Origin of the sequence: Aquibium sp. A9E412, from assembly GCF_030398335.1 — a bacterium.
Classification (GTDB): Bacteria; Pseudomonadota; Alphaproteobacteria; order Rhizobiales; family Rhizobiaceae; genus A9E412.
Genome location: NZ_JAOAOP010000013.1, coordinates 1 through 15,797, shown reverse-complemented (window position 1 = coordinate 15,797; position 15,797 = coordinate 1). Strand labels below are relative to the sequence as shown.

Below are 15,797 nucleotides of genomic sequence, written 5' to 3'. Positions count from 1 at the left end.
GTCTCCTCAGCTCCAGAAGGGCAGGTCGAGCCACCACGACCACCACTGCGGCCAGCCCTCGTTCCAGAACGGACCGCTGATGACGATGCACACGGCGCTCCAGAAGCCGGCGTTGAGCGCCAGCACGAGGCCGAGCCTGTGGATGCCGAGCGTGCCGATCGAATAGCCGATCGTGTCGCGGAAGAAGGTGTCCTCGTATTCCGGCGTCTTGACCTCGGCCTGGCGGCCGGGCGCCAGCCGGTCGCGGCCGGGATTGGCCGCCGACAGGATCAGCGCGCCGTGCAGCGACAGCGCCAGCGTCGTGGTGAAGAAGAACGACACCGCGATCATGTGCGCCGGGTTGTAGTGGAAGTGCAGGTACTGGTAGCCGACGTTCGACACCCAGTCCAAATGGCTGAAGATGCCGTAGGGAAAGCCGTGCCCCCAGGCGCCGAGCAGCAGCGGGCGGATCACCACCAGTGTGAAGTAGGCGAAGATGGCGAAGCCGAAGGCGACCGGCACGTGGTAGCCGATGCCCAGCTTCCTGCAGATCTCGACCTCGCGCAGCGCCCAGGAGCAGAACGCGCCGAGCGCGCAGATCGTGATGATCTGCCACAGCCCGCCCTCCGTGAGCGGCGCCAGCGCCAGGCCGTAGCTGATGTCGGGCGGCGCGATCGAGATCTGCCAGATGTTCCAGGTCGGCCCGAGCGCGGCGCCGTAGACGATGAGCGCCGTGCCGAGGGCCGTGAAGAAGATCGTCGTGACACCGAAGAAGCCGACGTAGAACGGCCCGACCCAGAAGTCGAACAGGTCTCCGCCGACGAGGGTGCCGCCGCGCACGCGGTACTTCCGTTCGAAGCTGAGCAACGCCATGGTCGTCCCTCCACGCTAGGCATCGGCAGGACGTGCCTGCCGCTGGATGAGGCGGTTTGGCGGCGGGCGGGCTGCCGCCGGACCGGGGTCCGGCCGGCAGGAGCCCCGCCCGCCGCCCTATCGGGTGGTCATCCGATGAGCCGCGGCACTTCAACCGGCGCCGAGAGGGTCTGCTCAACGCTCGAGGTGACGGCTTGTCCCTCGAGCCAGTTGAAGCGTTCCGTGCTCAGCAGGATGAAGTGGATCAGGAGCGCAAGCGCGAACAGGAAGACCGAGAGCCCGACCAGCGCGCGGCGCGGGTCGAACAGCATCCAGATTCTCCACATTTGCGTTCCTCCTATGCGACCATCGGCAGGAGCGCCGAGACCGTCTGGCTGACGCCGTCAAGGGCGGCGTAGCCGTCGGGGCCCGGGATCCACGGGCGCCACATCCAGACCAGGATATGCGCGACGATCGCGATCGCCGTGAATATCAGGAAGCCCTGGATGAAGTACTTGTGGAACTCCTGCGCTTCGCTTTCGGTCAGACCCGAAAGTGAGACGTCGTTCGGACCAGCCATTAACGTCACCTCCAGTCTTGAGCTGCCGCGGTTCCCCCCGCGACGCGGGTGCCGGCGACGGACGCGCAGCGACCCGCCTACGGCGTCTGCCGGGTTTGGACCCCGGCAAGGGCGAATGGCTACGCGATGAAGGCGTAGCCGACGGCCGCATGGGCCGCAGACCGTGCTTCGGCGATGACCGACTGGCGGCCGCTTCCCTCGGCGGCGCGGCCGCCCGACAGGAGGCGCCGCACCGCGGCCACGCCGAGGCACAACACGAAGGACAGCGCCACCAGGAGCCGGTATTCCAGCCGGTCCCGGGCATTCGCGGCGCGCGGCAGGCCGGCGCGCCTGGATCTTGCGATGGCCATTGCGAGGTTCCTCCTTGCCTTCGCGGGCGCGGCCGTTCGCCGCCCGCACCCGTGCCGTCAGGCCGCCCCCACAGCGACCGTCCGGCGGGCCGAGCGCACATGCTCGGCCTCGACTCGTTCGTGCCCCTCGCGCCGCGCCGCCGCCTCGGCGGCGTCGCGGATGCGCTTGGCGGCGGAAATGCGGATCAGCACCGGCTCGCTGGCCAGGCTCTCGTCGAGCGCGCTCTTGGCGGCCTCGGCCCAGGCCATCTCCGGGCGCGCCGGCGTCGGCTCGATGGCGTCGAGCTCGCTGCCGAGCGGCAGGATGTTGAACAGCGCGTCGAACAGGCCGTTGCAGACCTCCTGGATCAGCCAGGCGGCGCCGGAATAGCCCATCACCGGCGTGCCGGTGTGGCGCCGGATGATGGCGCCGGGGAAGGAGACCGGAATGTAGATCGCCCGGCCGCCGGCCTCGGCGAGGTAGAGCCGCTCGTTGTAGGAGCCGAACAGGATGAGCGGCGGCTTGTCGCGCACCAGGGCGCGCACGCGCGCATTGTCCGGCTTGACGCCGGGGCGGCGCTGCACCGCGAAGGTGCACGGCAGGCCCATCTCCTCGGCCAGGAAGTTGCGGATGCCGCGCTCGTAGGTCTCGCCGGCGACGATGGCGAAGCTCGCCGTGGCGAAGAAGTCCTGCGTGACCGAGCGCCACAGGTCCCACATCGGCTTCAGCGTCGTGTGCTTCTCGCGCGCGATGAAGGGCTCGGGGTCGAGGTCGAGGATCGCGCCCAGCTTGCGCAGGAAGGCGGTGGTCGAGTGGATGCCGATCGGCGCCTGCAGGTACGGCCGGTCGAGCGCCTCGCACAGCGCGCGGCCGAACTCGCGGTAGAGGCACACATTGGCCTGTGCGTCGGCCAGCCGTCCGACATCGGCCAGATGGCTGCCGAGCGGGAAGACCATGTTGACCTCGGCGCCGATGCCTTCGACGAGGCGCCGCAGCTCGGCCAGGTCGGACGGCATGTTGAAGGTGCCGTAGATCGGCCCGACGATGTTGACGCGCGGCCTCTCGCCCGCCTTGCGCGGCTTCGGCGGGCGCGCCTTGCCCTTCTTCGGGCCGAACTCGGTCCACAGCCACTTCAGCGCGCGGTCGGCCGACTGCCACTGGTCCTCGTCGATGGTGCGCGGCAGGAAGCGCTGGATGTTGGCGCCCTCCGGCGTCACGCCGCCGCCGATCATCTCGGCGATCGAGCCGGTGACGACGACGGCCGGCAGGTTGGGATCGAGCGTCTCGCGGGCGCGCTTCATCGCCGCCTCGGTGCCGTGCTGGCCAAGCTCGTCCTCGCCGAGCCCGGTGACGACGATGGGCAGCTCGTGCGGCGGCAGCGCGTCGGTGTAGTGCAGCACCGAGGTGACCGGCAGGTTCTCGCAGCCGACCGGGCCGTCGATGATGACCTGCAGCCCCTTGATGGCGGTGAAGGCGTAGACGGAGCCCCAGTAGCCGCCGGCGCGGTCGTGGTCGAGGATCAGCATCCCACCGCCTCCCCGGAATCGACGGCGTTGCGCGCGGTGCGCGTGCGCGCGGCGTATTTCTTGCGGAAGGCGGAGCGGTCGGCCGGCACGTCCTGCCAGACGCCCGCCGCGTCGCCAGCGCCGACCCCTTCGAAGAAGGCGCTCATGGCGTCGAAGCGCGGCTTGTTGGCGATCGCGCCGTTGACGATCGGCGCCAGCGCGCCGGCCCCGGCCGGGCCCATCAGCGGCCGCGCCGAGATCAGGTTGGTGAAGTAGAGCGCCGGGGTGGCGGCTTCCTTGGCCTTCTGCACCACCGGCGTGGTGCCGATGGCGAGATCGGGGCGGAACTCGGCGAAGGCGGCGAGATCGGTCTCCAGCGAGGCGCGGTAGGCGACGTGCACGCCGTGCGCCTCGAGCCAGGCGGCATCCTCGGCCGAATGCGGCGTCTTCGGGCAGGCCGTGCCGACATAGCGCAGGTCGGCGCCGGCCTCGACGAGCAGCCGGCCGACGAGCAGCTCGGAGCCCTCGTAGCCCGACAGGGTGATGCGGCCGCGGACCGGATTGTCGGCCAGCGCGCCGCGGACGGCGGCGAGCGCGCGGTTGCGCGCGTCGTCGACGGCGCGCGCGCCGACGCCGCAGGTCTCGCCGATCGCCTTGAGCCAGGCGTCGGTGCCGTCCGCGCCGACGGGCGCCGAGCCGACGACCGGCCGCCCGGCGGCGGCGAACTCGCGGAAGGTGGCGGTGTAGAAGGGGTGGATGGCGGCGACCGCCGCGCAGTCGAGCGCGCCGTAGAGCTCGCGCCATTCGCGCACCGGCACGGTGTGGCCGGCGGCAAGCCCCATCGGCTCGAGCAGCGCGCCGATGCTCACCGGGTCGGCCGGGAACATCTCGCCGACCAGCGTCACCGTCGGCCGGTCGCCGCGCGCCTGGCGCGGCGCCTGCACGGGGCCGGCCTGCGCCTCCTCGCGGGCGTAGCGCAGCATCGCGCCCGACAGCACGTCCTTGGCCTCCGCATGGGTGGGCACGCCGAAGCCCGGCACGTCGATGCCGACGATGCGCACGCCGTCGATCTCCCGCGGCAGCATCTGCAGCGGAATGCCGGAGGCCGTCGGCACGCACAGATTGGTGACGATGACGGCGTCGTAGAGCGCCGGATCGGCCATCGCGTGCACCGCGTCGCGGATGTCCTCGTAGAGCTTGCCGGTGACCAGCGTCTCGGAGCTGAACGGGACATAGCCGACGGTGCGCCGCGCGCCGTAGAAATGGGCGGTGAAGGTGAGGCCGTAGACGCAGCACGCCGAGCCCGACAGGATGGTCGCCACGCGGCGCATGCGCAGGCCGACGCGCAGCGAGCCGAAGGCCGGGCACATCGACTGCGGCTGGTCGTGCGGCCCCTTCGGATAGTCGGCCTCGAAGCGCTCCAGCATCTGCGCCTTGCCGGCGGCCCGGGCGGCCGCCTTCATGCGCTCCGCGCCGGCGTGGCAGCCGAGCCCGTCGGCCGCACCCGCGCTCTCCGGCTCGGCGGCATCCGGGCGTTCGGCATCACGGGCGGGGCGGGGGTCGTCCATCACCGGTCACACCGTGTCGTAGATGACTTCGAGGGAGGCGCGGTCGAGCGCGGCGGCCGGGCACATGTCTTCCGGCGTGGCCGGTTCGAGCACCACGTCGCCGCCCGTCTGCTCGGTGTCGAACAGGCCGATCAGGTCGTCCTGCGACAGCGGCTCGGGCAGCACCGGCGGCGCGCCGCACAGATTGGTCGCCAGCTCCTCGAACAGCGGCCCCCAGCGGCCGGTCGGATGGCCGATGATCTGGTAGTTGGCGCTCTTGCGGCGGATGTCCTCGTGCTGCGGCACGGCGGCCAGCACCGGGATGCCGACGGCGCGCGCGAAGGCGGCCGCCTCGCCGGTGCCGTCGTCCTTGTTGACCACCATGCCGGCGACGCCGACATTGCCGCCGAGCTTGCGGAAATACTGCACCGCCGAGCACACATTGTTGGCGACGTAGAGCGACTGCAGGTCGTTGGAGCCGACGACGACGACCTTCTGGCACATGTCGCGGGCGATCGGCAGGCCGAAGCCGCCGCACACCACGTCGCCCAGGAAGTCGAGCAGGACGTAGTCGAAGTCCCAGTCGTGGAAGCCGAGCTTCTCGAGCGTCTCGAAGCCGTGGATGATGCCGCGCCCGCCGCAGCCGCGGCCGACCTCGGGGCCGCCGAGCTCCATGGCGAAGACGCCGTCGCGCTTGAAGCAGACGTCGCCGATGGCGACCTCCTCGCCGGCTTCCTTCTTCGTCGAGGCGGTCTGGATGATGGTCGGGCAGGCGCGCCCGCCGAACAAGAGCGACGTGGTGTCCGACTTGGGGTCGCAGCCGATCAGCAGCACCTTCTTGCCGGTCTGGGCCAGCATGTAGGACAAATTGGCGAGCGTGAAGCTCTTGCCGATGCCGCCCTTGCCGTAGATGGCGATGATCTGCGTCTGCCGGGCCGGCTCGCCGGTGTGCACCGGGTCGGGCTCGAAGGCGGCCTCCTCGCGCAGGCGCTCGTAGGCGGCACGGCTGTTGTAGTCGGCCATTGCCTCGCTCATGCGCTCGTCCTCCAGTCCAGAACCATCTTCACGCAGGCCGGGTCGCCGAAGGCGGTGGCATAGGCGGCCGGTGCGTCGGCGGCCGCTGCGCGGTGGGTGATCAGCCCGTCGAGCCGCAGGCGTCCGTCGGCCGCCAGCGCCAGAACGGCGCGCGTGTCGTCGGGCGTGAACTCCGCGGCGATCGCGATGCGCGCCTCGCGCATGAAGGCCGGCGGAAAGGCGAAGCCGAGCGGCGCGCCGTAGAAGCCGGCCAGCGTGATGTGGCCGCGCGGCGCCAGATGCGCGATCGCGGTGTCGAGCACATGCGGATCGCCGCTCGCGTCGATGATGGCGCGATAGTCGCTGCGCGTGTCCGCCGCGCCGTCGATCACCCGATAGCCGCGCGCGCCGTCGCGCCGCGCCGCGTCGCGCTCCCACACGGTCGGCGCGGCGAAGCCGAGCGCCAGCGCGACACGCGCCAGGAGCCGGCCGAGCACGCCATGGCCGATGACGAGATCGGGCGGCGGCGCGCCGTCGAGCCGGAGCGCGTGGTGCGCGGTGGCGGCGAGCGCCAGGAGCACGGCATCCTCGCCGAGCGGCTCGGGCACGACGACCGCGCGCTCGCCGGCGACGACCAGCCGCGAGGCGGTGGCGCCGAACAGCCCGTTGACGCCGCGAAAGCAGCGCGCGCCGGGCACGAACACCATGTCGCCGGCCCTGCGGCCCGACTGCGCGCCGGCCTGCGCGATGCGGCCGACCGCCTCGTAGCCGGGCACCAGCGGATAGCCCATGCCGGGGAAGGGTGGCATGGCGCCCTCGAACAAAAGCTTCTCGGTGCCCGTGCTGATGCCGCTCCAGGCAACGTCGATGACGACGTCGCGCTCGCCGGCGTCCAGCAGCGTCAGGCCTTCCAGGCCGATGCTGCGGGGCTTGTCGAGCACTACTGCGGTTGTGTTCATCGCTTCGCTTCAGGCCCGCCTGGCATTGGGCGCCGGCCTTTGCCTCTCGCTTGTAATCCTAAATGGACATTACTAAGTGTCAATTTATTTTTACACACAGGACGGGCCGCGCCGGTCAAGCGCGGGCGACGATCAGCCGGGCGAACAGCGGGTTGCGCGTGGCGCGCAGCCGGGCCGAGGCGAAGCCGGCCTGGCGCAGAAGCGCGATCAGCGCCTGCGGGCTGCGGTTGCGTCCGGCGCCCATGGCCAGGAAGTAGACGCTGAAATAGGCTGCCGCGAGCGCGTCGCCTTCGCCGCGCCCGGCCGCCATCGGCTCGGCGACGAGCAGCGTGTCGCCGCCGCGCATCGCCGCCCGCACGTTGCCGAGCAGCGCCAGCGCCGCCTCGTCCTCGTGGTCGCACAGGACCCGCACCAGGGTGACGAGATCGGCGCCGCCGGGCAGCGGGTCGGTGAAGAAGTTGCCGCCGGTCACCGCGCTGCGCGTCGCAAGCCCCGCCGCGGCGAGCCGCGCCTCGGCCCGCCCGGCGACCGCCGGCAGGTCGAACAGCCGCAGCGCGAGGCGGGAGTGCCGGCGCCCGGCCGCGGCCAGGAAGGCGCCGTCGCCGCCGCCGACGTCGAGCAGCACGCGATGCCGGCCGAGCGGGTAGGCGTCGAGCACCTCCGCCGTCACCAGGTCCTGGCTGGCGCGCATCAGCCGCGAATAGGCCGCCGCCGCGTCGTCGTCGACGGCGGTGTCGGCCGCCTCGCGCCGGCCGGCATAGGCCCAGAAGCGCGCCGTCTCCGTCTCGCCCGCCTCGCCGCGCAGCAGCGCCACCGGATCGGCCAGGTCGCGGTAGAGCATGGCGTGGTGGCCGATCATGGCGCGGATGCCCGGATTGCCGGCGACCACGGCGCCGAAATCCGCGAGCGCCCATGTGCCGTCGCGGCCGGCGCGAATCAGCTCCAGCGCCTGCGCCGCGGCCAGCAATTGCTGCAGCCGCCGGCGCGGCACGCCGGTGGCGGCGGCGAGCGCGGCCTCGCTGCGCGGCCCGCCGGCCAGCTGGCCGAACAGGTCGAGCGCGACGCAGGCGGCGAGCACCTGCGTGTAGGCGAAGCCGGCGGTGATGCGAAACAGCGCCGCCGAGCGGCGCCGGGCCAGGCCGCGCGTCGGCAGGAAGCGCGCCGCCCAGCGCTGGAAGGCGGGGTCGCCGACGAGCCGTGTGCGCCAGGCGGCAAGCCGCGCGCCGAGCGACGACGTGCGGCCGTCGGCCGGCGGCCGGCTGGCGATCGGTCCGGCGCGCGGAAGCATCGCCTCAGGCGGCGCTCAGCGCCAGCTTCTCCGGCATCAGCCGCTTGGCCTCGCTGCGGATCAGCTCGCTGAGCATGCCGGCGCCGGGACAGTCGGGAATCGCCGCGGCCGCCGATTCGACCAGGTCGTTGAGCCGCGCCACGCAGCCCGCCACGCCGAGCGCGGCGGCCGCGTTGGGCCGGCCGTTCTGCGCGTCCTGGCCGCACGGCTTGCCGGTCTCGCCGTCGCAGGCGACGAGGTCGCGCAGGTCGTCGGCGACCTGGTAGGCGGCGCCGAGCGTGCCGCCGACCGCCATCCAGGGCTGCGGGTCGGCGCCGGCGGCGATCGCGCCGGCCGCCGCCGCGCCGGTGAACAGCGAGCCGGTCTTGGCGCGGTGGTACTCGGCGAGCGGGATGTCGGCCTCGCTCTCCCAGGCCTGGCCGGCGACGATGCCGTGCGGCATGCCGACCGCGCGCGCGACGGTGGCCGCCAGCGGCCCCATGCGCGCCGGCAGCGTGGCGCATTCGCGCGCGATCGTCTCGAAGGCGAGCACGATCAGCGCGTCGCCGGCCAGAAGCGCGATCGGCTCGCCATAGGCCGCGTGCACCGAGGGCTTGCCGCGCCGCAGCCCGGCATCGTCGAAGCACGGCAGGTCGTCGTGCACCAGCGAGGCGCAGTGCAGGAGCTCGATCGCCGCGGCCGCCGCGTCGGCCGCCTGCGGCGTCGGGTCGCCGCACGCACCGGCCACGGCCAGGCACAGCCGCGGCCGCACGCGCGCGCCGCCGGGAAACACCGCGTAGCGCAGCGCGGCGGCGAGCTTGGGCGGCGCGCCGCCGGGCGTGGCGAAGGCGACCGCCCGCTCAAGGCTGCGCTCGATGCGTTGCGTCTCCATGGCGTCCTCCCGGCGAAGCGTCAATTTACATCGACAAGCAACAGTGTAAAATTAGATTGACACAGGTGGACGAAAAGTCAACGCGGAGGCTGGCCCGACGATGCAGGCGGTGCGAAACCGCGACCGGGTGGTGGTGGTCGGCGCCGGCGTCGCCGGGCTGACGGCGGCGATCGGCCTGGCCGCGCGCGGCTTCGAGGTGCTGGTGCTGGAAAGCCGGGCGCGGCCGGGCGGCAAGGTCCGCACCCGCGACACGCCGGCCGGTCCGGTCGATGCCGGCCCCACCGTGTTCACCATGAAGTGGGTGTTCGACCGCATCCTCGCCGCCGCCGGCACGACGCCGGAAGCCGAGCTCGCGATCGCCCGGGCCGCAACCCTTGCCCGCCACGCCTGGCCGGACGGCACGCGGCTCGATCTCTTCGCCGACGTGGAGCGCAGCGCGGCGGCGATCGCCGCCTTCTCCGACCGGCGCAACGCCGAGGGCTATCGCCGCTTCTGCGCCGAGGCGGCCGGCATCTACCGCACGCTCGAGGCGAGCTACATCGCCGCCAGCCGGCCGGGCCCGTTCGAGCTGGCTGCGCGCGTCGGCGCCGCGCGGCTGCCGGCGATGCTGGCGCTCAAGCCGTTCTCGACGCTGTGGTCGGCGCTCGGCACGCATTTCACGGACCCGCGGCTGCGCCAGCTCTTCGGCCGCTACGCCACCTATTGCGGGTCGTCGCCCTTCGCCGCGCCGGCCACGCTGATGCTGGTCGCCCATGTCGAGCAGGCCGGCGTGTGGCTGGTCGAGGGCGGCATGGCCGCGCTCGCCGCCGCGCTGGCGCGCGTGGCCGAGCGTCTCGGCGTCGTCATCCGCTGCCGCACCCCGGTCGCCGCCGTGACCGTCCGCGGCGGCCGCGCCGCCGGCGTGCGGCTTGCCGACGGCAGCGAGCTGGCCGCCGGCGCGGTCGTCTTCAACGGCGACGTCTCGGCGCTCGCCGCCGGCCGGCTCGGCGATCTGGCGACCGGGCTGAAGCCGGTTGCGCCGCCGGCGCGCTCGCTGTCGGCCGTCACCTTCGCCTTCGCCGGCCGGGCGCGCGGCTTCACCCCGGCGCACCACACGGTGCTGTTTTCGGACGACTACCGGGCCGAGTTCGAGGCGATCTTCCGCCGGCGCCGCGTGCCGGACCGGCCGACCGTCTATCTGTGCGCGCCCGACCGCGACGATGCCGGCCGGCCGCAGACGCGGCACGCCAAGGCGCCGGGGGCGGCCGCCGGCGAACGGCTCTTCTGCCTGATCAACGCGCCGGCCGACGGCGACCGGCGCCCCGACGATGCAAGCGAGACCGAACGATGGCTGGACAGGACGCTGACCCAGGCCGCGCGCTGCGGCCTGACGCTGGAGCCGGCGGCGCCGCCGGCGGCGACGACGCCGGGCGATTTCGAACGGCTTTATCCGGCGACCGGCGGAGCGCTCTACGGCCGCGCCGCGCATGGCTGGATGGCGTCCTTCCAGCGGCCGGGAGCGGCGAGCCGGCTGCCCGGCCTCTACCTGGCGGGCGGCAGCGTGCATCCGGGGCCGGGCGTGCCGATGGCCGCGCTTTCCGGCTGGCTGGCGGCGGAGCGCCTGGCAGCGGACCGCGCTTCGACGCCGCGGTTCCGCCCGGCGGCTATCTCTGGTGGTACGTCGACGGCCTGAGCGCGTGCGGCCGCTACGGCCTCACCGTCATCGCCTTCGTCGGCTCGGTGTTCTCGCCCTACTATGCCTGGGCCGGTCGCCGCCGGCCGGACGATCACGTGTGCATCAACGTCGCGCTCTATGCGCCGGGCGCCGACCGCTGGTCGATGACCGAGCGCGGCCGGGCGGCGCTGGCGCGCGACGCCGGCACGTTCCGCGTCGGCCCGAGCGCGCTTGCCTGGGACGGCACGACGCTGACCGTCGCCTTCGACGAGGTGAGCCTGCCCCGGCCGCCGCGCCAGTGGTGGCCGCGGCGCATGCGCGGCACGATCCGCGTGACGCCGCGAGCCGTCACCGGCCGCGTCTTCGACATCGACGCGGCGGGCCGGCACCGCTGGTGGCCGGTGGCGCCGACAGCCGACATCGCGCTCGACTGCGGCGCAGACGGGCCGCGCTGGCGTGGCCACGGCTATCTCGACAGCAACTGGGGCGAGGCGCCGCTCGAGACCGGCTTCGCGCGCTGGGACTGGGCGCGCGCGCGGCTTGCCGACGGCGGCGCGGCGATCGTCTACGACACGACCGAGGCGACCGGCCACCGCCGCTGCCTGGCGCTGCGCGTGCCGCCGGGCGGCGAGGCCGAACCGGTCGACGCGCCGGTGCGCACGCGGCTTGCGGCCGGCTTCTGGGGCGTCGCGCGCTACGGCCACGGCGATGCCGGCGCGCTGCCGGCGGTGCGCCGCACGCTGGAGGACGGGCCGTTCTACACCCGCTCGCTGGTCGCCACGCGGCTCTTCGGCGAGCCGGTGACGATGATGCATGAGAGCTTTTCCGGCCACCGCTTCGGCTCGCCGCTGGTCAAGCTGATGCTGCCCTTCCGCATGCCGCGACGGACCGGCTCACGCGCGGTGTGACTCGTCCGGGTCCTTGGCCTCGTCGCGCGCCGCCTCGGTCGTGCGCCGCGCCGCCGCCTCGCGCGCCTCGCGGGCGCGCACGTCGCGCTTCAGGCTGCGCATCTGCCAGACATAGAAGGCGAGCGCCAGGCCGAAGACGAAGACCGCCTCGATCAGCCCGAAATACTGCGCGAACACCGGCTCAGGCCCGGCCGCGCGCGGCCGCCGTCCACTGCCGCTGACGCAGCTCCGAGGCGTGCATCAGCTCGATGAAGCGGCCGAACCGGGCGTCGAAGCCGCGCGGCGCGTCGGCCGCCGGCTCGGCCGCCGCCTCGACCAGCGCGCGCACCGCCGGATGGGCGGGGGCCGCGCCGACCGGCACGAAGCGGAACGGCGTGGCCGTCGCATAGGCCATCAGCTCGAGCTTGCGCAGCGTACCGGTGCGCGCCCGGCCGCCGACGCTGTCGAAGCCGGCGCGGGCGATCTCGCGGCCGATCTCGCGATAGATCAGCGCGGCGCTGCGGATCGCCGGCCGGCAGCCGAGCGGCAGGCCGGCGACGCCGCCGAGCGCGGCGGCGTAGAAGCCGTCGGCCGTCTCCACCAGCCGCCGCACGACGGCGGCGAGCGCCGGTCCGTGGCGCGGCGCGGCGATCAGCGCCTCGGCGTCGAGCCCGACCTCGGCGAGCCACGCGGCGGGCAGGTAAACGCGGCCGCGCCGCGCATCCTCGCCGACGTCGCGGGCGATGTTGGTGAGCTGCATGGCGAGGCCGAGATCGGCCGCGCGCGCCAGCACCGCCGCTTCGCGCCGGCCCATGATCAGCGTCATCATCACGCCGACGGTCGAGGCGACGCGCGCGGCGTAGGCGAGCAGCGCGTCGAGCGTGTCGTAGCGGCGGCCGGCCTCGTCCCAGGCGAAGCCCTCGATCAGCGCCTCGGGCAGGGTGCGCGGGATGCGGTGCGCGGCGACCACCGCGGCAAAGGCGCGGTCGGCGAGGAGATCGGCCGGCCGGCCGTCATAGATGGCGGCCAGCCGCGCGCGCAGCGCGGCGACGGCGCCGCCCGGGCCGGCCTCGCAGTCGACGAGATCGTCGGAGGCGCGGCAGAAGGCATAGAGCGCGCGCGCGGCCGGTCGCACCCGCGGCGGCAGCAGCAGCGAGGCGGCGTGGAAGGATTTCGAGCCGGCGCGGATCGCCGCGCGGCAGGCGGCGCGATCGGCGGCCGAGAGCGGCCGCGGCTCAGCGTACGGCGCCGGCATGGTCGAGCACCGTGTCGAGGATGCGCGCGGAGGCGAGCACGCCGGGCATGCCGGCGCCCGGATGCGTGCCGGCGCCGACCAGATAGAGGTCGCGGATCTCCTCGCTGGCGTTGTGCGGCCGGAACCACGCGGTCTGGGTGAGCCGCGGCTCGAAGCCGAAGGCCGCGCCCTTGAGCGACAGCAGCCGGTCGCGGAAGTCGAGCGGCGTCATCAGGCGCGAGGTCGCGAGCTCGGCGCCGAGGCCGGGCAGCAGGTTGGCCTCGAGATGCGCCTGGATGCGCTGCCGGTAGGGCTCGGCGGCGCTCTGCCAGTCGATTTCCGCGTCGAGGTTGGGCACCGGCGCCAGCACGTAGAAGGCGTCGCAGCCCGGCGGCGCGACCGACGGGTCGCTGGCCGAGGGGCGGTGCAGATAGAGGCTGAAATCCTCCGCCAGCACCTTGCGGTCGAAGATGTCGGCGAGCAGCCCGCCATAGCGCGGGCCCATCATGATGGTGTGGTGGCCGACCTCCTCGTAGCGCCGCCGCGTGCCGAAATACCACACGACGAGGCTCATCGAGTAGGCGGCGCGGTCGAGCCGCCGGTCGGTCCAGCGGCGCCGGTGGCGGGCCGGCACGAGATGCCGGTAGGTCCACGCGGCATCGGCGTTCGACACCACGATGTCGGCGGCAAGCGTTTCGCCGCCGGCAAGCCGCACGCCGCGCGCCGCGCCGTCGCGCACGACGATCTCGCGCACCTCGGTGGAAAGCCGCAGCCGGCCGCCCTGGCCGGCGACCAGGTCGACCAGGCCGCGCACCAGCGCGCCGGTGCCGCCCATCGCGTAGTGCACGCCCCACTGCCGCTCGAGATGGGAGATCAGGCTGAGGAGGGCGCTCGTGCGCATCGGGTTGCCGCCGATGAACAGCGGATGGAAGCTGAGCGCCATGCGCAGCCGCGCGTCGCGCACGTGGCGCGCGACCAGCGCGTGCACCGAGCGGTCGGCGCGCCGGGCGAGCAGCGCCGGCAGCGCCCGCAGCATGCTGGAAAGGGTCGGGAAGGGGCGGTCGACCATGCCCTGGAAGCCGGTGCGGAAGCAGGCCTCGCTCTCGGCCATGAAGCGGCGGTAGCCGGCCAGGTCGCCGGGGCTGAGGCGCGCGACCTCCGCCTCCATCGCCGCCGCCTCGGCGTGGCAGGCGAGGCTCTCGCCGCAGGCGAAGCGCAGCGTGTAGCACGGCGACAGCGGCTTCAGCGTCACATGGTCGGCCATCCGCTTGCCGCACAGCGCCCACAGCTCCTCGAACAGGAAGGGCGCGGTGACGATGGTCGGGCCGGCGTCGAAGCGGAAGCCGTCCTGCTCGAAGACGCTCGCCCGGCCGCCGGGCTGCTCGAGCCGGTCGACGACGGTGACGCGGTAGCCGCGCGCGCCGAGCCGGACGGCCGCCGCCAGCCCGCCGAAACCGGCGCCGATGACCACCGCGTGCGGGCGGCGGTCCGTGGCGCCGGGAAGCGTGGCGGAAGGGACGTGGACTGTCATCATTCGTTGACAGTTAAGACTGTAAATTGTTCTAGCGCAAGTCGCCCTGTGCACGCCGCGCCGACGCGCCGGTGCGCTGCAGGACGAGACGCACGATCAGCGCCGGCTCGGCCTCGTGCAGGAGGTGGCCACCGCTCGTCAGCGCCACCACCTCGCCCTGCGCGGCGCGCGCCGCGGCGCGGCGCGACACCTCGGCCGGCACCATCGGATCGTCCTCCGCCACGATGAGCGTCAGCGGCACGGCGAGCCGCGGCAGCCGCTCGACCAGCGGCACCAGGTCCCAGCGCGCCATCATGCCGAGCGCGCCGGCGACATGGGCGGGGTGCTCGAGCAGCATGGTGTAGTGGCGCTGACCGGCCGCATCGACCGACGAGCCGGTCGCCGACAGCAGCGTGCCGGCGACGCCGCCGTGCCGCGCGCGCCAGGAAAAGAGCCGCGGCACCAGCGGGTTGAGGAACAGCAGCTTGGCCATCGGCGAGAAGAAGGCGTTGCCCTCGATCGGCCGCAGCGCGCTGTTGAGGCCGAACAGGCGGGCCGGCGCGATGCGCCCGTCCAGCGCCATCTGGATGAGGATTGCGGTGCCGGCCGAATGGCCGAGCGCGAAGGCCGGCGCCACGTCGAGCGCGGTGAGCAGGCCGCCGACGCTCGCCGCCATGCCGGCGAGCGACAGGTCGTCGCCGCCAAGCGACGCGGTGAAGCCGTGGCCCGGCAGGTCGAAGGCGACGACGTCGAAATGCGCGGCGAGAAGCGGCAAGAGGTCGCGGAACGAGTGGGTGGCCGCGCCGGTGCCGTGCACCAGCAGCATGAGCGGAGCGGCCGCCGCGCCGGCGCGCTGCACGTGCCAGCGGTAGCCGGCCGCCTCGACGAAGCGGCTCGCCGAACGGTTCGGCCAGTCGCGCCCGTCGGTCTCCCAGTCGGGCCGCGCGCTGGAGGCGCCGGCCACGCTCAGCCGGCCCTGAGATAGCCGGCGACGAGGCCGGAGACGGCGGCCGCGTCGGCGCGCGGCAGCAGGCAGTAGTCGGCGTGCATGGCGTCGGCGAGGCTGCGCGCCTCCTCGCGCGGCCGGCGCGCGATGTCGATCAGCACCGTTCGCACGCCGAGCGCCGCACCCTGGCGCGCCACGCGCTCGGCGTCGCGCCGCGCCGCGGCGCGGTCGGCGCTGCCGTCGAGCGCCACGTTGCCGCGCCCGTCGGTCATCAGGATGACGAGCGGCGCCTGGCCCTTCTGGCGCAGATGGGCGGCGAGCTCGAGCGAGCGCATCATGCCGCCGGCGAGCGGCGTCGGCCCGCCGCCCGGCAGCCCGGTCAGCGAGCGCTTGGCGCGGGTCAGCGAGCGCGTCGGCTCGAGCAGCATCTCGGCGCGCGCGCCGCGAAAGGCGATGAGCGCGACATGGTCGCGCCGCACGTAGCAGTCGCCGAGCAGGAGCTCGATCGCGCCCTTGGCCTCGCCGAGCCGCTCGAGCGCCGTCGAGCCGGAGGCGTCGACGGCGAAGATGGCCGTCGATTCGGTGCGCTGGCGGTAGCGCCGGTAGCGGAAGTCGTCGGCGCGGATGACGAGCGGCCGGCC

Annotated in this window: 17 protein-coding genes; 2 read left to right on the top strand and 15 right to left on the bottom strand. The window is 73.7% G+C overall.

The window, feature by feature from the left end:
• Positions 1 to 6: 6 nt before the first annotated feature.
• The 10 genes from pufL to N1F89_RS07385 form a co-directional block, all read right to left on the bottom strand.
• Complete coding sequence (gene pufL, locus N1F89_RS07430) at positions 7 to 852, bottom strand: photosynthetic reaction center subunit L (protein ID WP_290082976.1); 846 nt, start codon at positions 850 to 852, stop codon at positions 7 to 9.
• 128 nt (positions 853 to 980) lie between these two features.
• Positions 981 to 1,178, bottom strand: coding sequence for a light-harvesting antenna LH1, alpha subunit (pufA, locus tag N1F89_RS07425; RefSeq protein ID WP_290082974.1), 198 nt, complete (start codon positions 1,176 to 1,178; stop codon positions 981 to 983).
• Positions 1,179 to 1,189: 11 nt separating this feature from the next.
• Positions 1,190 to 1,411 (bottom strand): light-harvesting antenna LH1, beta subunit, encoded by a 222-nt coding sequence (gene pufB, locus N1F89_RS07420; protein ID WP_290082972.1) that lies wholly within the window; start codon positions 1,409 to 1,411, stop codon positions 1,190 to 1,192.
• A 119-nt stretch (positions 1,412 to 1,530) separates the two neighbouring features.
• On the bottom strand, positions 1,531 to 1,761 hold the full coding sequence (locus tag N1F89_RS07415) for a hypothetical protein (protein ID WP_290082970.1): 231 nt from the start codon (positions 1,759 to 1,761) through the stop codon (positions 1,531 to 1,533).
• 57 nt (positions 1,762 to 1,818) lie between these two features.
• On the bottom strand, positions 1,819 to 3,267 hold the full coding sequence (bchZ, locus tag N1F89_RS07410) for a chlorophyllide a reductase subunit Z (RefSeq protein WP_290082968.1): 1,449 nt from the start codon (positions 3,265 to 3,267) through the stop codon (positions 1,819 to 1,821).
• The gene (bchY, locus tag N1F89_RS07405) at positions 3,261 to 4,814 is read right to left on the bottom strand and encodes a chlorophyllide a reductase subunit Y (RefSeq protein WP_290082967.1); all 1,554 of its coding nucleotides are present in this window, start codon (positions 4,812 to 4,814) and stop codon (positions 3,261 to 3,263) included. The genes bchZ and bchY overlap by 7 nt, the downstream gene beginning before the upstream one ends.
• A gap of 6 nt (positions 4,815 to 4,820) precedes the next feature.
• Positions 4,821 to 5,828 carry a chlorophyllide a reductase iron protein subunit X gene (locus N1F89_RS07400; RefSeq protein WP_290082966.1) on the bottom strand — a complete coding sequence of 336 codons (1,008 nt, stop codon included), beginning with the start codon at positions 5,826 to 5,828 and terminating at the stop codon, positions 4,821 to 4,823.
• On the bottom strand, positions 5,825 to 6,766 hold the full coding sequence (bchC, locus tag N1F89_RS07395) for a chlorophyll synthesis pathway protein BchC (protein ID WP_290082964.1): 942 nt from the start codon (positions 6,764 to 6,766) through the stop codon (positions 5,825 to 5,827). The genes N1F89_RS07400 and bchC overlap by 4 nt, the downstream gene beginning before the upstream one ends.
• Positions 6,767 to 6,881: 115 nt before the next feature.
• Positions 6,882 to 8,054, bottom strand: coding sequence for a methyltransferase (locus N1F89_RS07390; RefSeq protein WP_290082962.1), 1,173 nt, complete (start codon positions 8,052 to 8,054; stop codon positions 6,882 to 6,884).
• 4 nt (positions 8,055 to 8,058) lie between these two features.
• A complete protein-coding gene (locus tag N1F89_RS07385) occupies positions 8,059 to 8,925 on the bottom strand; it encodes a polyprenyl synthetase family protein (RefSeq protein ID WP_290082960.1) in 867 nt (288 codons plus the stop codon).
• A gap of 100 nt (positions 8,926 to 9,025) precedes the next feature.
• Between N1F89_RS07385 and crtD the strand changes: the two genes are divergently transcribed.
• Entirely contained in the window at positions 9,026 to 10,597 is a 1,572-nt protein-coding gene (gene crtD / locus N1F89_RS07380; RefSeq protein ID WP_290082958.1) for a 1-hydroxycarotenoid 3,4-desaturase CrtD, read from the top strand.
• A gap of 47 nt (positions 10,598 to 10,644) precedes the next feature.
• Positions 10,645 to 11,487: a carotenoid 1,2-hydratase gene (locus N1F89_RS07375; protein ID WP_290082957.1), complete on the top strand. Its 843-nt coding sequence runs from the start codon at positions 10,645 to 10,647 to the stop codon at positions 11,485 to 11,487.
• Here N1F89_RS07375 and N1F89_RS07370 read toward each other — a convergent pair.
• The 5 genes from N1F89_RS07370 to N1F89_RS07350 form a co-directional block, all read right to left on the bottom strand.
• Positions 11,473 to 11,664 (bottom strand): hypothetical protein, encoded by a 192-nt coding sequence (locus tag N1F89_RS07370; RefSeq protein ID WP_290082956.1) that lies wholly within the window; start codon positions 11,662 to 11,664, stop codon positions 11,473 to 11,475. The genes N1F89_RS07375 and N1F89_RS07370 overlap by 15 nt on opposite strands.
• Before the next feature lie 4 nt (positions 11,665 to 11,668).
• On the bottom strand, positions 11,669 to 12,721 hold the full coding sequence (locus N1F89_RS07365) for a phytoene/squalene synthase family protein (protein WP_290082954.1): 1,053 nt from the start codon (positions 12,719 to 12,721) through the stop codon (positions 11,669 to 11,671).
• Positions 12,702 to 14,234 carry a phytoene desaturase family protein gene (crtI, locus tag N1F89_RS07360; RefSeq protein WP_290082953.1) on the bottom strand — a complete coding sequence of 511 codons (1,533 nt, stop codon included), beginning with the start codon at positions 14,232 to 14,234 and terminating at the stop codon, positions 12,702 to 12,704. Before crtI ends, N1F89_RS07365 begins: the two co-directional genes overlap by 20 nt.
• A gap of 28 nt (positions 14,235 to 14,262) precedes the next feature.
• Positions 14,263 to 15,174: an alpha/beta fold hydrolase BchO gene (gene bchO, locus N1F89_RS07355; RefSeq protein WP_290082951.1), complete on the bottom strand. Its 912-nt coding sequence runs from the start codon at positions 15,172 to 15,174 to the stop codon at positions 14,263 to 14,265.
• Positions 15,175 to 15,176: 2 nt separating this feature from the next.
• On the bottom strand, positions 15,177 to 15,797 hold a 621-nt coding region (locus tag N1F89_RS07350; RefSeq protein WP_290082949.1), incomplete at its 5' end, for a VWA domain-containing protein.